The sequence below is a fragment of the Sphingomonas mesophila genome (assembly GCF_003499275.1).
GTDB classification, from domain to species: domain Bacteria; phylum Pseudomonadota; class Alphaproteobacteria; order Sphingomonadales; family Sphingomonadaceae; genus Sphingomicrobium; species Sphingomicrobium mesophilum.
The window spans coordinates 870,883-884,768 of the sequence record NZ_QWDF01000001.1; the positions used below are offsets into that span (position 1 = coordinate 870,883).

Consider the following 13,886-nt stretch of genomic DNA (forward strand, 5'->3'; position numbering starts at 1 on the left):
CGCCAGTGAGTCAGCCTTGAGCCACAGCGCGCTCGGCTGGCTTGCCCGCGAGCGCTCGAGCGGCCGCTTTTACCGCTTCGCGACGATCTTCCTGGCCGCGTTGCTGATGGTCATGATCGCGCTCAGCGTGTCCGTGCTGATCGGCGGCAACGAGCCGCAGGAATTCCTGTCGCCGCCGCTGATCGCCCTGTTGCTGGTGTCGATCCTCATCCCGGCGATCGCCCTGATGGTGCTGTTTTCGCGCCGGCTGGCGATGGCCCGGGCGGAGCAGCGTGGGCTTGCCGGCGGTCGATTGCACACGCGTCTGGTGGCGCTGTTTTCGGTGGTCGCGGCGGTGCCGACGGTGCTGGTCGCGATTTTCGCCTCACTGCTGTTCCAGTCGGGCCTGGAGTTCTGGTTCTCCGACCGCGCGCGCGGCCTGGTCGAGAATTCGGTGCAGTTGGTGCGCGGGGTCTACGACGCCGAAGTCGAGCGGGTCGCGGCTGAGACAACGACGATGAGCGGCGACGTCGCGACCTACCTCGGCCAAGTGCCCTTGCAGAGCCGGGAGTTCCAGCAGGCGTTCGGCCAGCAGGTGCTGATGCGCAACCTGTCCGAAGCGATCATCTTCAACGTCAACGACAAGGGCGAGATCCTGAGCCTGGCGCTGGTCAATCCGTACGACCGGCCGCTCAACCAGGTGATCAAGCCCGAGCATCTGCGGGCGCTTGGCAAGAGTGCCGTCACGCCGATCAATTCCAGCGACCGGATCGGCGCGTTGACCAAGCTCAACTACGGTCCCGACACCTACATGTACGCGAGCCGCGTGTTCGATCCGGAATTCGCGACGCAATTGGCCAACGGCAGCCGTCTGTTGACGGACTACAAGGGGCTGATCGAGCGGTCCCGCCTCTACCAATTGCGCTTCAACGGGGCGCTCTTGCTCGGCGCACTGGCAATCGTCGCGTTGGCGATTTTCTTCGCGCTCAAGATCGCCGACCGTCTCGTGCGCCCGGTCGGAGAGCTGGTCGGCGCGGTCGAGCGGGTCGAGGCGGGTGACTTCTCCGTACGGGTGCCGGTCCACCAGCCGCGCGACGAGATTGCTATCCTCGCCTCGGCCTTCAATCGCATGACCGGGCGGTTGCAGGAGCAGACCGGTGCGCTGGTCAGCGCCAACGAGCAACTCGACACCCGGCGCGCGTTCATCGAGGCGGTCCTGTCCAGCGTCACCGCCGGGGTCATCGCGCTCGACCAGTCATGCCGGATCCTGCTCGTCAACCGCTCGGCGCAGACACTGCTTCGGCCTGACGGCGCGGACATCGAAGGCCAATCGCTGGCCGACGTATCGGGCGACCTGGCCGAATTCATGAGCGGCGAGGCGCGGGACGCCAACGTCGTCGTCGCCGCCGGCAGCGGGCAGCGCACCCTGGCGGTCAAGCGCGTGCGCTATGCCGACGGCGCGGTCCTGACGTTCGACGACATCACCGACCAGCTCAGCGACCAGCGCCGCGCGGCGTGGTCGGATATCGCACGGCGAATTGCGCACGAAATCAAGAACCCGCTGACTCCGATCCAGCTCGCGGCGGAGCGCCTCCAGCGCCGCTATGGCGAGGAGGTGAAGTCGGATCGGGAGACGTTCGAGCGGCTGACCGGAACGATCGTCCGGCAGGTCGGCGACCTGCGGCGGATGGTCGACGAGTTCAGCAATTTCGCGCGCATGCCCAAGCCGGTGTTTCAGAGCGAGAACGTCCACGAGATCGCGCGCGCCGCGCTGTTTCTTCACGAGGTCGCGCACCCGGGAATCTCCTTCTCGATCGACCCGCCGAGCGCGCGTATCGCGATGGTCTGCGACCGGCGCCAGCTGAGCCAGGCGCTGACCAATGTGGTCAAGAATGCGGTCGAGGCGATCGAGGTGCGGCGCAACCGGGGGGAATCGCGGCCCGAGGGAGACCGGGTCGACCTCAAGGTCCGGCGCGACGGCGACCAGGTGGTGGTCGATGTGACCGACACCGGCGTCGGCCTGCCCGAAGAGCGCGAGCGGCTGACCGAGCCGTATATGACCACCCGCGTGCGCGGCACCGGGCTCGGGCTGGCCATCGTCAAGAAGATCGTCGAGGAACATTTGGGCGAGATCGCCTTTCTCGACAGGGCAGGGGGCGGAACCCACGTCAGGATCGCGTTCGATGCCGATCGCCTCGAGGCGCTTGCGGGCGAAGCGGACGAAGTGCGCGCGGACGGCCCGTTGGCCGAGGATGGAGAGTATGACGAGGAGGGTTCGGCCTAATGGCGCTTGAAGTGCTGGTCGTCGATGACGAAGCCGACATTCGCGATCTCGTCGCCGGCGTGCTGGAGGATGAAGGCTATGCGGTGCGCACGGCGGCCGACAGCGACAGCGCGCTAGAGGCGATCGAGGACCGCCGGCCCTCGCTGCTGTTGCTTGACGTCTGGCTGCAGGGTTCGCGCTACGATGGCCTGCAATTGCTGGAACAGGTCAAGAAGCGCGATTCGACGCTTCCGGTCATCATGATCTCAGGTCACGGCAATCTCGACACCGCGGTCGCCGCGATCCGCGAGGGCGCGGTCGACTTCATCGAGAAGCCGTTTGAGGCGGGCAAATTGCTCCACCTGGTCGGCCGGGCGACCGAGACCGACCGCCTGCGCCGAGAGAACGCGGCGTTTCGCGCCAAGATCGGCCCCGACGACCAGCTCGACGGGTCATCGGTCGCGATCAACAATGTTCGCGCCACGCTGAAGCGTGTCGCTCCAACTGGAAGCCGGGTGTTGATCACCGGGCCGGCCGGGGTCGGCAAGGAGATTGCGGCGCGGATGATCCACCAGTGGAGCCCGCGCGCGTCGGCGCCGTTCATCACCGTGTCGGCCGCGATGATGAGCCCCGAGCGCATGGAGGAGGAATTGTTCGGCGCGGAAGAGGGCGGGGTGGCACGACCCGGGCTGCTTGAGCAGGCCCACGGCGGTACGCTGTTCCTCGACGAAATCGCCGACATGCCGCTCACCACCCAGGCCAAGATCCTCCGTGTGTTGACCGACCAGAGCTACACGCGGGTGGGCGGGCAGCGGCCGGTGAAGGTCGACGTCCGGGTGCTCAGCGCGACCTCGCGCGAATTGTCGGACGAGATTGCCGCCGGGCGTTTCCGCGAGGATCTCTATTATCGGCTGAACGTGGTGCCCGTGCGCATTCCCTCGCTCAAGGAGCGGCGCGAGGACATTCCCGACCTGGTGGCGCACTTCCTCGCCCGCTTCGCTGCCGAGCGGCGTATCCCGCCGCCCGCCATCACCGAGGAGGCGGTGGCGGCGCTCCAGGCGCATGACTGGCCAGGGAATGTGCGCCAGCTGCGCAACATCATCGAGCGAACATTGATCCTCGCGCCGGGGGACCGGGTTGAGCGCATCGACATCGACCTGCTTCCAGGCGAGGTGATCGATTCCGACGAAGGCGGAGCGCTCGGCGCGGCGTCGATGGCGATCATGGGCTCGCCGCTGCGCGAGGCGCGCGAAAGCTTCGAGCGCGAGTATCTGCGGGTGCAGATCCGCCGCTTCTCCGGCAATATTTCTCGCACCGCGACCTTCATCGGGATGGAACGATCGGCGCTTCACCGCAAGCTCAAGGCGCTTGGCTTGGCCGACCGTCGCGACCTCGAGGAATGAGCGGCGCTGCCCGCCAGCCGGGATTGCAGGACCGATTTCTGAACGCCGTGCGGCGTGCCAAGTCGCCTGTCACAATCTTTCTGGTGAAGGGCGTCAAGCTCCAGGGGGTCATCACCTGGTTCGACAATTTCTCGATCCTGCTGCGCCGCGAAGGGGCAATGCAGCTGGTCTACAAGCATGCGATCTCGACCATTCATCCGCAGCAATTGGCCGCCGATGAAATCGATCTTGCGCCCGAAAGGGTGGCGGAAAGTCTGCAAGACCGGTTCCTTGCCGCCGCCGCTGGACAAGCCGAGGCGATGACCATGTTCCTGGTAAACGGCGTCATGCTCCAGGGCCGGGTCGGCGGGTTCGATCCGTTCGTGCTGCTGCTCGAACGCGATGGCCAGTGGCAGATGGTCTACAAGCATGCCATTTCCACGCTCCAGCCGGCTGCGCCGCTCCGGCTTGGCGAAGAGGGTGAGGCGCAATGAGCGTGTTCGACCGCGGCGGCGCGGACGGAGTCAGCCGGTGCGAACGGGCGGTCGTGCTACTGCCCGAAATCAGCGGCCGATCGTCGCTTCGAACCAGCGAGACCCGACTTGACGAAGCGGCCGGGCTGGCGGCGGCAATCGGAATCGACGTGGTGGCGCGCCAGGCGCTGAAGGTGCGCGCGCCGCGCCCCGCAACGCTGATCGGACCTGGCCAGGCCGAGGAAGTGGCGGCGGTCCTCGCGGAACACGAAGCGCGGCTGCTGGTGGTCGATGCGGCGCTGACCCCGGTGCAGCAGAAGACGCTGGAGGAGGTGACCAAGGCCAAGGTGATCGACCGCACCGGGCTGATCCTCGAGATTTTCGGCGAACGCGCCGCGACCGCCGAGGGCCGGCTACAGGTCGAACTGGCGCATCTCGACTATCAAGCGGGGCGGTTGGTGCGCAGCTGGACCCACCTCGAGCGGCAGCGCGGCGGCTTCGGCTTCCTCGGCGGTCCGGGCGAAACCCAGATCGAGGCCGACCGGCGCATGATCCGCGACAGGATGGCGCGCATCCGCCGCGAACTCGAGCAGGTCAAGCGCACCCGCGGTCTCCATCGCGAACGGCGGCAGCGGGCGCCGTGGCCGGTGATCGCGCTGGTCGGGTACACCAATGCGGGGAAGTCGACGCTGTTCAACCGGCTGACCAACGCGCGCGTAATGGCCGAGGACCTGCTGTTCGCGACGCTCGACCCGACGATGCGCGAGGTGCGCCTGCCCGGGCACGTCAAGGCGATCCTGAGCGATACGGTGGGGTTCGTCTCGGAGCTTCCGACCGAACTGATCGCGGCGTTTCGGGCAACGCTTGAGGAAGTGACCGGGGCGGACCTCATCCTTCACGTCCGCGACATCGCTCATCCGGACAGTGACGCGCAGGCGGCGGACGTCGCCGCGGTGATGGCCTCGCTCGGCCTTGAGGAAGGAGCGGGGCCACCGATGGTCGAGGTATGGAACAAGGTCGACCAGCTCGACCACGAGACTCGCGATGCGGTCACTGCGGAGGCGGCAAGGCGGGAGAATGTTCTGTTGATTTCAGCGCTGACCGGCGACGGGGTCGAGGCCCTGCGCGAGCGGGTCGGTGAGCGGCTACACGCGGGTGCCGAGCTGCGACGTGTGGCGGTCCCGGTCGAAGACGGCGAGCGGCTGGCATGGCTGCATGCGCGCGGGCAGGTAATCGAACAGGTCAATGGCGAAGACGCGGTCGAGCTGGCGGTGCGCCTGTCGCCGGCCGATTGGGAGAAATTTCAGGCCTTGTGATATGCTTGGCGCTGCTTGGCCGCGGTCCACAGGGCTTCCTTTTGATCGAGCGATAGTAGCTCGAAGCCAGGCTCGGTTTCGATGGCCCGGAAGCGCTGCTCGAACTTGTGGTTGGCTTCGCGCAGCGCGGTTTCCGGGGCGATGCCGAGCTTGCGGGCGAGATTGACGACCGCGAACAGCAGGTCGCCGAGTTCCTCGCGGCGGCGGTCGGGGTCGGTTTCGCGCGCCAGTTCGTCGAGCTCTTCGAGGACCTTGTCGCGCGCGCCGCGATGGTCGGGCCAGTCGAAGCCGGTGCGCGCGGCCCGACGCTGGAGCTTCTCGGCGCGTTCCAGCGCGGGGAGGGCGAGCGCCACTCCGGCCAGAGCGCTGCGGTCGTCGCGCATGGCGCGCTCCTCGGCCTTGATCTCGTCCCAGCGATGATGGCCGCCGCCGGTCTCGTCGCCGAAGATGTGCGGGTGGCGGCGCTCAAGCTTGTTGCAGATGCCGGCGAGCACGTCGTCGAGGGTGAAGTGGCCGGCGGTCTCGGCGATCTGGGCGTGGAACACGACCTGGAGCTGGAGGTCGCCGAGCTCGTCGGCGAGATCGGCCATGTCGCCGCGGCGAATGGCGTCGGCGACCTCATAGGCTTCCTCGATTGTGTACGGAGCAATGGTTTCAAAGGTCTGCACCCGATCCCACTCGCAGCCGGTGGTGGGATGGCGCAATCGGCGCATGATCTGGTCGAGGCGATCGAGGGACATTCGGAAGCGCTTTCCTTCAGTCTGATAATAAGCATTATGTAAAGTTGTAGGATAGCGTGTGGGGGCGTTCAGGTCTGCAGGACGAGCCAGCGGCCCTCGACCCCCCAGCGGTCGAGCGATGACAGGAAGTTCATTCCAAGCACGTTGATCTCGACCCGGTCGGTGATGTTGACGCCGAGCTGGGCGCGGTCGATTGCGCCGACGCTGAGGCGCTGGATGGTGCCGGCACCAACGCGAAGCAGCCCGTTGCCGGTGCGCACGATCTGCGAACGCCGCGGATCGATGGCGATGCCAGCGCGCTCGGCGGTCGCGCGGTCGATCGTCGTCATCGTCGCGCCGCTGTCGACCAGGAACTTGACCGGACGGCCGTTGACCCGCGCCTCGATCCAGAAATGGCCGTCAAGCGCCATCGGGATGCGCAGCGTTTCGCCGACCTCGACCGGCTGACCCGTCGCCTCGGCGCGCAGCCGCTGGCCGAGATAGCCGAGGTCGTCGCGGAAGGTGAACAGGACGAAGCCCGCGCCGAAGATCGCAATCCAGGCGAGCGCCAGCACGAAGAGACGCGCAAACGGCTCCCGGCGCGAGATCAGGGCGCCGATCACGAGCGCCATGGCAAGGACGATGTAGAGTCCGCCGAGCATCATGTCGTTGGTCACGCGAGCGAGATTTCCTGTCCGTCGAACGCGGGCTGCGCCCAGGACGGCAATGTGGTGGCGAGCGCGGCGAAGTCCATGCTGTTGTCGAGATGGGTCAGGAGCAGCTGCCCGACGCCAAGCTCGCGCGCCCAGCCGAGCACCGCGTCGAGGTGGGCATGAGACGGATGCGGCCGGCGGCGGAGGCAATCGGCGATCCACAGGTCGAGGCCGCGATAGAGCTCGGCCATGTCGAGCGTAAGCTCATGGAAATCAATCGCATAGCCACAACTCTTGCCATCGTGATCGAAGCGCAAGCCGAGCGAGGTAATGCCGCCGTGGGGCTGGTCGACGAAGCGGATATTGGGCCAATCGCGCTCGATCACGACCGGATCGAGGATCGGCCGATAGAGCGCCCCGCCCTCGAACACATAGCCGAAACGCCGGCGCAGTCGGTCGAGGACGTGGGCACGCGCGTAGAGCGGCAGCGGCGCGCCGGCGGCCTGGGCCAGCGGGCGCAGGTCGTCGATCCCGTGGCAATGGTCGGCATGGTCGTGGGTGACGATCAGATGGTCGATCCGCTGGACATTGGCGGCGAGCAGCTGGGCGCGAAGATCCGGCCCGCAATCGACCAGGATCGTCTTGCCGGCGATTTCGGCGAGCAGGGCGCAGCGCATGCGGCGGTTTTTCGGCTCGGCGGGGTCGCATTCGCCCCAATCATTGCCGATCCGCGGCACCCCGGACGACGTTCCGCAGCCGAGGATGGTGAACTTCATTGCGCTCGCGAGAACAATCGGAAGAAATTGGCGGTGGTCGTCCCGGCCAGATCCTCGAGACGCTCGCCGCGCAGATCGGCGACGAAGGCAGCGGTGTCGGCGACGAATGCCGGCTCGCAGGTCTTGCCGCGGTTCGGCACGGGCGCGAGGAACGGACTGTCGGTTTCGACCAGCATGCTGTCGGCCGGAAGTATCCGCGCCGTCTCCTGCAGGTCGGCGGCGTTCTTGAACGTGACGATCCCCGACAGCGAGATCATGAAGCCGAGCTCGAGCCCCTTCTCGGCCAGCGCCCGGCTGCCGGTGAAGCAATGGAGGACGCCGGTCACGCCCCCCTGCCCGACCGCCTCGGTCAGCATCGCCGCGGTGTCCTCCTCGGCATCACGGGTATGGATCACCAATGGCAGGCCGGTGGTGCGGGCAGCTTCGATATGCGCCGCGAAGCGCTCGCGCTGGGCGGCGCGATCGGACTTGTCGTAATAATAATCGAGCCCGCATTCGCCGATGGCGATGACTCGCGAGTGCTGCGCGGCCTCGACCAAGGCGGCGGCACCGAGATCGGGATGATTGTCGGCCTCGTGCGGGTGGATGCCGACGGTCGCCCATACATCGGGCTCACGCTCCGCGGTCGCGAGGACGTCGCCCCATTCCGACTGGCGTGTCGAGATATTGAGAAAGCCGGCAACCCCGCGCGCCCGGGCGGCGGCGAGCACTTCGCTTTGGCGCTCGGCCAAGCCGGCGTAATTGAGGTGGCAATGACTGTCGATCAGCCTCACGCGGGCTGCTCCTCGGCGGGAAGTTCGAGACGCGGGAAGATCGGGACTGGTTGGGCGATCGCGGCGCCGTTCGCGCCGGCTTCGATCGCGGCCAGCAGGCGCTCGATTGACGAGGGGATGAGCGGCGCGACCGCAATCGCGAGCTGGCGGACCGCCGCGACGAGCGTTCCGAGCACCGCCGCCATCCGCTCCGGGTCGGTCTTGCGGAGCGCCCAGGGCGCCATCTCGTCGACATAGGCATTGCAGGCGAACACCGCCGCCATCCACTCCTCGAGCCCTTGCGCGAAGGCGAGGCGGGCGAATTCCTTGTCGAGCGACGCACAGGCTGCGGCGACCTTGTTGAGCAAGGCGCGGTCGGCCTCCGCCGCGCCCGGCGCCGGGATGACTCCGCCGAGGTTCTTGAACACCATCGACAGGCTGCGCTGGGCAAGATTGCCGAAGCTGTTGGCGAGCTCGGCGTTGCAGCGCGCGACGATCGCTTCGGCGCTGTAGCTGCCGTCCTGGCCGAAGCTGATCTCGCGCATCAGGAAGTAGCGCAGGTTGTCGACCCCGAAACGCTCCGCCAGCTCCATCGGATCGACCACGTTGCCGGCCGACTTCGACATCTTCTCGCCGCCGCGGGCGAGCAGGAAGCCGTGGCCGTAGACCTGCTTCGGCAGCGGGAGGCCGGCGGACATCAGGAAGGCCGGCCAGTAGACAGCGTGGAAGCGGACGATGTCCTTGCCGATAAGGTGGATGTCGGCCGGCCAGAAGCGGTCGTAATCGCCCTCGCGCTCGGGAAAGCCGACCCCGGTCATGTAGGTGGTGAGCGCGTCGACCCACACATACATGACGTGGCCGGGCGAGCCGGGCACGGGCACGCCCCAGTCGAAGCTGGTGCGCGAGACAGACAGATCCTTGAGCCCGCCCTCGACGAAGCGGATAACCTCGTTGCGGCGGCTGTCGGGCTGGATGAAATCCGGATGGTCGCGATAATGGTCGAGCAGGCGCTGCTGATAGGCCGACAGGCGGAAGAACCAGGTCTCCTCGGCGGTCCACTCGACCGGCGTGCCTTGCGGCGAGAGGCGTTCGCCCCCCTCCCCGTCGACCAGCTCGCTTTCGTCGTAGAAGGCCTCGTCGCGGACCGAATACCAGCCTTCGTAGCGGTCGAGATAAAGATCGCCGCTCGTTTCCAGCGCCTTCCACAAGGCGACGCTGGCCGCGGCATGGCGCGGCTCGGTGGTGCGCACGAAGGTATCATAGCTGACGCCAAGATCGTCGCACATCTGCTTGAAATAGGACGACATCTTGTCGGCGTAGGCGCGTGTCTCCATGCCTTCGCCGCGCGCCGTCTGGACCATTTTGAGGCCGTGCTCGTCGGTGCCGGTGACGAGCCGCACATCGCGGCCCTGCGCACGCTGGAAGCGGGCGATGACGTCGGCGGCGATCGCCTCATAGGCGTGGCCGATGTGCGGCTTGCCGTTAGGGTAGGAAATTGCGGTGGTGATGTAGAAGGGGTCGGCCATTGCGGCGGGCGTTAGCGGGCGGGCCCACCCTCGGCAACCGAAGCGAGGATCGCGCCGAGGCGGAAGGCGGTGGTCGCCGGATCGAGCGACAGCCGCGGTGCGAGGCGGCCGAGCTCGCGCGCCTCGCCATAGGCGTCGAGCGCGCGCAGGCGGGCATCGCCGTCGAGGTGGCGCGCCTCGGTTGCGATCAAGGCCGGCGCCAGGTCGAGAAAGGCGGCATAGCGCTCGGCCGAGTTGCGGCCGGTCAGCGCCTGCATCAGCCGGGCGCGGCGGGCGTTGCTCGGGTCGCCCTGCCGCATCAGCGCCAGCGCGTCGGCGCGCAGCGGATCGAGATCGAGCGCGGCTAGTGCCAGCGCCCGGCCGGCCGAGCCGCCAGCGCTTTCGACCAGCGCCCGGCGCCGGCTCTCGTCGAGATCGGGCAAAGCGCGGGCCAGGACTGACGTCATGGCGTCATCGTCGAGCGCCGCGAAGGCCAAAGTGCGGCAGCGCGAGCGGATGGTCGGGAGGAGACGTCCCGGCACATGGCTGACGAGCAGGAACAGGCAGTTGGCGGGCGGCTCCTCGAGCATCTTGAGCAGCGCGTTGGCGGCGCCCTTCTCGAGATCGTCGACGCTGTCGATGACCACTGCGCGCCATGGACTGAGCGCGGGGGTGCGCTCGAACAGGCCGGCGAGGTCGCGGATCTGGTCGACGGTGATGTTGCGGGCGGGCGCGGTGCCGCTCTTGTTAAGGCCGCGCTCAACCTGGACGAAATCGGGATGGGCGCTGCCGCCGTCGGAGTCGATGAAGCGCGCGGTCGGGGTCGCCGGGTCGATGTCGAGCGGCGCGTCGGCGGATACATGGCCCGCCGCCTCGGCCAGGATGCGCTTGGCGGCGGCGCGGGCGAAGCTGGCCTTGCCGATGCCGCGCTGGCCGGCGATTAGCCAGGCGTGATGCATCGCCCCGCCGCGCCAGGCGGCGAGGAAGGATGCGATCGCCGGATCGTGGCCGAGGATCGCGCTCACGGCAGCAGGTCGCCGAGCGCGTAAAGGAGGCGTGCGGTGACGGTCGCGGCGGGGCCGCTGGCATCGATCAGCCGGACTCGTTGGGGCTCGCGCGCGGCCATTTCGCGGAAGCCGGCGTCGACCGCGGCGTGATAGGACGGCGGGCGCGAGCCGATGCGGTCGCCAGCGTGGCCGTCGCGAACCCGCGCCCGGGCCGCCGCCTCGCCGTCCGCAAGCTGCAGGACGAGGGTGCGGTCGGGGAGGAAATCCGCGCTGCCGAAGCGGTGAAGGTCGCGCACGGCATCGATGCCGAGGCCGCCGGCCTGGCCCTGGTAGGCGAGCGAGCTGTCGAGGAAGCGGTCGCTCAGCACCCACTCGCCGCGATCGAGCGCGGGCTTGATCAGGCTCTCGACATGGTCGGAGCGAGCGGCGGCGAACAGGAGGGCCTCGGCACGCGAGTTCCAGCGCGTGTCGTCGCCCTCAAGGAGCAGCGTGCGGATCGTCTCGGCGTTGGGGCTGCCGCCGGGTTCGCGGGTGACGACGACGGTGATACCGCGGCCGGTCAGCGCTTCGGCGAGCGCGGCGAGCTGGGTCGACTTGCCGACCCCCTCCCCGCCTTCGAGGCTGATGAAGCGGCCGCGCGCCACGGCCTAGGCGAGGCCGAGCAGCTGCTTGAGGCCGGTCCAGGCGCGGCCGAAGAAGCCGGCTTCCTCGACCGCCTCGGCGGCGACCAGCGGCATCACCTGCTCGCCGGTGTCGGGCGAGGCGACGACCAGATCGGCGACGTGGGCGCCCTTGGTGATCGGAGCGCGCAGCGGGCCGTTGTAGCGCAGCTTGACGGTCATCGCGCCCGGCGCGAGGCCGGCCGGGACGGTCAGCGCGAGGTTGCGCGGCGCGACCAGCGCGACGCTATCCTCGTCGCCGAGCTGGACCTTTGCCGAGCCGACCGTCGCGCCGGCGGCGTAGAGCGGCTTGGCGGCCCAGGCGTTGAAGCCCCATTCCATGAGACGGACGCTCTCGGCGATGCGCTGGTCGTAGCTGGTGAGGCCGGCGACGACCATGATCAGCCGGCGGCCGTTCTGCTCGGCCGAGCCGGTGAAGCCGTAGCCGGCCTCGGCGGTGTGGCCGGTCTTGAGCCCGTCGGCGCCGGCGACCTTGCCGAGCAGCGGGTTGCGATTGCCCTGGACGATCGCCTGGCCCGAGCCGAGGGTCTTGCCCCAGGTGAAGCTCGGCTGGCCGTAGAATTGCTTGTAGAGCTTGGGATGGCGCTCGATCGAGGCCCGGGCGAGCGTGGCAAGGTCGCGCGCGGTAACCATCGTGCGGCCCTCGTCGGGCCAGCCATTGCTGTTGCCGAAGCGGCTCGAGCGCATGCCGAGCTTGGCGGCGAGCGCGTTCATCTGGCCGGCGAAGGCCTGCTCGGTCCCGGCGATGCATTCGGCGAGGACGACCGAGGCGTCGTTGCCGGAGAGGGTAACGATGCCGTGCAGCAGGTTTTCGACGCTGACCTGCTCGTTCGGCGACAGGAACATGGTCGAACCGGCGGCCGGGCCGTGCCAGCGCTGCCAGGTCTCGGGGCGGACGGTGCACATCTTGGAGAGCGGCAGCCGGCCGCTGTCGATCAGCTCGAACGCCACCTCGGTGGTCATCATCTTGGCCATCGAGGCGGGCGGGATCTGGCGGTCGACGTCCTTGGCGAGCAAGACCGCGCCCGACGACAGGTCGAGCAGCATGGCGACCGGCGCCGGAGTGTCGAATGGAACGGACTTGGGGATGGCGGGCGCGGCGCAGCAGGCGGCGAGCAGGACGGCGACGGTACGGCGCATCGGGACAAGCGACTCCTTGGAAAATCCGGTCGCGGCGAGCCTAGCGGCCGATGATGCCGTCGGCCAGCAGCGCGACCGACAGCGCGTAGAAATTCGAGCAATTGTAATCGAGGATCGCGCGGTAATTGTCAGTGAGAAGATACGCGGTCTGAGTCGGGCCGTCGGGTTCCATCAGCGTTGCCCGGTCGTCCTCGCGCAGCGCCCGGTCAAGCGGGGCAATGCCACGCGCGCGCCATTCGCGCATGGTCAGCGGGCGGCTGTGGCGGGCGTGGACCCGCGGGCATTCGAACGACGGCGCGAGCGGGCGGACGGAGGCGCGGTCGAAGCCGGGCGGGACCCGGACCGGCACGCCCCACAACATACCAGCGCGCCAGCCGGCGTCGCGCAGATAATTGGCGATCGAGGCGAGCCCGTCCAGCTGGCTGCCCCAGATGTCGCGGTTGCCGTCGCCGTCGCCGTCGACGCGCAGCTTGAGCACGTTGGTCGGCATGAATTGCGGATGGCCCATCGCACCGGCGTAGCTGCCGCGCAGCCGGCTGCGCGGAACGCCCTGATCGAGCAGCTTCATGGCCGCGACGAACTCACCTTCGAACAGGGTCCGGCGGCGGCCCTCGTAGGCGAGGCTGGCGAGCGATCGCAGCACGTCGAAAGTGCCCTTCACCCGCCCGTAGCTGGTCTCCTTGCCCCAGATGGCGAGGATGACCGAGGCGGGCACGCCGTACTGGCGTTCGATGCGCGAAAGGTACGGCCAGAGTGCGGAGTAATTGGCCTGGCCGCGGCGAATCAGCTCCGGCGTGACGTGGATCCGCCGGTAGGGAGCAAACGGCGGCGTGTAATTCGGATTGGCGATGTTGCCCGGCTGGCCCCGATCGAGCCGGATCGCGAGCGAATCGACCGTGAGATAGGGAATGACCGAGGCGATCGTCGCCTCACGCACCCCGGCCGCGCGAGCGCGAGCCGCTAGAGTCAATTTGTACGCCTCGAAACTGTTCGGAGCGGCGCGGTAAACCTGCACTGGCATGACCGGGGCGACAGCCTGCGGAACCGGCGGCAAGGGCGCTAGCGGATCGGACGATTGGGCGGACGCGGTGGTCGAGGCGAAGAGCGCGGCAAGCAACGCGATACGTGGCAATGGCAACAATTCTCTCCAGCTCATGGTCGCGAGCGTTAGCGGCGCAATCGCCCCGCGCCCACCCCATCCGGTCGCGCCGGCGCCACCATCGGGCGCGCCTCGGCGCTTC

Annotated in this window: 13 protein-coding genes; 4 read left to right on the top strand and 9 right to left on the bottom strand. The window is 68.1% G+C overall.

What is annotated here, in order from left to right; translation table 11 throughout:
* Nucleotides 1-16 precede the first annotated feature (16 nt).
* The 4 genes from D0Z60_RS04555 to hflX are packed head-to-tail and all read left to right on the top strand — an operon-like array spanning nt 17 to nt 5,413.
* On the top strand, nt 17-2,263 hold the full coding sequence (locus D0Z60_RS04555) for a sensor histidine kinase (protein ID WP_162888076.1): 2,247 nt from the start codon (nt 17-19) through the stop codon (nt 2,261-2,263).
* Nucleotides 2,263-3,645 carry a nitrogen assimilation response regulator NtrX gene (gene ntrX / locus D0Z60_RS04560; protein WP_118857154.1) on the top strand — a complete coding sequence of 461 codons (1,383 nt, stop codon included), beginning with the start codon at nt 2,263-2,265 and terminating at the stop codon, nt 3,643-3,645. Before D0Z60_RS04555 ends, ntrX begins: the two co-directional genes overlap by 1 nt.
* Nucleotides 3,642-4,118, top strand: a complete 477-nt coding sequence (gene hfq, locus D0Z60_RS04565) for an RNA chaperone Hfq (RefSeq protein ID WP_118857155.1) — start codon at nt 3,642-3,644, stop codon at nt 4,116-4,118. The genes ntrX and hfq overlap by 4 nt, the downstream gene beginning before the upstream one ends.
* Nucleotides 4,115-5,413 carry a GTPase HflX gene (hflX, locus tag D0Z60_RS04570; protein WP_118857156.1) on the top strand — a complete coding sequence of 433 codons (1,299 nt, stop codon included), beginning with the start codon at nt 4,115-4,117 and terminating at the stop codon, nt 5,411-5,413. The genes hfq and hflX overlap by 4 nt, the downstream gene beginning before the upstream one ends.
* Here the strand turns inward: hflX and mazG are convergent.
* The 9 genes from mazG to D0Z60_RS04610 form a co-directional block, all read right to left on the bottom strand.
* On the bottom strand, nt 5,401-6,153 hold the full coding sequence (gene mazG, locus D0Z60_RS04575) for a nucleoside triphosphate pyrophosphohydrolase (protein WP_118857157.1): 753 nt from the start codon (nt 6,151-6,153) through the stop codon (nt 5,401-5,403). The two genes, hflX and mazG, sit on opposite strands and share 13 nt — an antisense overlap.
* Before the next feature lie 68 nt (nt 6,154-6,221).
* Complete coding sequence (locus D0Z60_RS04580; protein WP_118857158.1) at nt 6,222-6,809, bottom strand: retropepsin-like aspartic protease family protein; 588 nt, start codon at nt 6,807-6,809, stop codon at nt 6,222-6,224.
* Nucleotides 6,806-7,561 (bottom strand): MBL fold metallo-hydrolase, encoded by a 756-nt coding sequence (locus D0Z60_RS04585; protein ID WP_118857159.1) that lies wholly within the window; start codon nt 7,559-7,561, stop codon nt 6,806-6,808. Before D0Z60_RS04585 ends, D0Z60_RS04580 begins: the two co-directional genes overlap by 4 nt.
* Nucleotides 7,558-8,334: a TatD family hydrolase gene (locus tag D0Z60_RS04590; protein WP_118857160.1), complete on the bottom strand. Its 777-nt coding sequence runs from the start codon at nt 8,332-8,334 to the stop codon at nt 7,558-7,560. The genes D0Z60_RS04585 and D0Z60_RS04590 overlap by 4 nt, the downstream gene beginning before the upstream one ends.
* Nucleotides 8,331-9,839, bottom strand: a complete 1,509-nt coding sequence (gene metG, locus D0Z60_RS04595) for a methionine--tRNA ligase (protein ID WP_118857161.1) — start codon at nt 9,837-9,839, stop codon at nt 8,331-8,333. Before metG ends, D0Z60_RS04590 begins: the two co-directional genes overlap by 4 nt.
* 11 nt (nt 9,840-9,850) lie before the next feature.
* A complete protein-coding gene (locus tag D0Z60_RS04600) occupies nt 9,851-10,843 on the bottom strand; it encodes a DNA polymerase III subunit delta' (RefSeq protein WP_240325537.1) in 993 nt (330 codons plus the stop codon).
* Complete coding sequence (gene tmk / locus D0Z60_RS11885) at nt 10,840-11,469, bottom strand: dTMP kinase (RefSeq protein WP_240325538.1); 630 nt, start codon at nt 11,467-11,469, stop codon at nt 10,840-10,842. The genes D0Z60_RS04600 and tmk overlap by 4 nt, the downstream gene beginning before the upstream one ends.
* A gap of 3 nt (nt 11,470-11,472) precedes the next feature.
* A complete protein-coding gene (locus D0Z60_RS04605; protein ID WP_118857163.1) occupies nt 11,473-12,645 on the bottom strand; it encodes a D-alanyl-D-alanine carboxypeptidase family protein in 1,173 nt (390 codons plus the stop codon).
* Between the two features lie 40 nt (nt 12,646-12,685).
* Nucleotides 12,686-13,801, bottom strand: a complete 1,116-nt coding sequence (locus D0Z60_RS04610; RefSeq protein ID WP_240325539.1) for a lytic murein transglycosylase — start codon at nt 13,799-13,801, stop codon at nt 12,686-12,688.
* Nucleotides 13,802-13,886 lie beyond the last annotated feature (85 nt).

Bases quoted from the DNA above. Each gene is read 5' to 3' on its own strand.
- D0Z60_RS04610 (WP_240325539.1), bottom strand. From the start codon at position 13,801: ATGAGCTGGAGAGAATTGTTGCCATTGCCACGTATCGCGTTGCTTGCC.
- ntrX (WP_118857154.1), top strand. From the start codon at position 2,263: ATGGCGCTTGAAGTGCTGGTCGTCGATGACGAAGCCGACATTCGCGAT.
- D0Z60_RS04605 (WP_118857163.1), bottom strand. From the start codon at position 12,645: ATGCGCCGTACCGTCGCCGTCCTGCTCGCCGCCTGCTGCGCCGCGCCC.
- metG (WP_118857161.1), bottom strand. From the start codon at position 9,839: ATGGCCGACCCCTTCTACATCACCACCGCAATTTCCTACCCTAACGGC.
- hflX (WP_118857156.1), top strand. From the start codon at position 4,115: ATGAGCGTGTTCGACCGCGGCGGCGCGGACGGAGTCAGCCGGTGCGAA.
- mazG (WP_118857157.1), bottom strand. From the start codon at position 6,153: ATGTCCCTCGATCGCCTCGACCAGATCATGCGCCGATTGCGCCATCCC.
- hfq (WP_118857155.1), top strand. From the start codon at position 3,642: ATGAGCGGCGCTGCCCGCCAGCCGGGATTGCAGGACCGATTTCTGAAC.
- D0Z60_RS04585 (WP_118857159.1), bottom strand. From the start codon at position 7,561: ATGAAGTTCACCATCCTCGGCTGCGGAACGTCGTCCGGGGTGCCGCGG.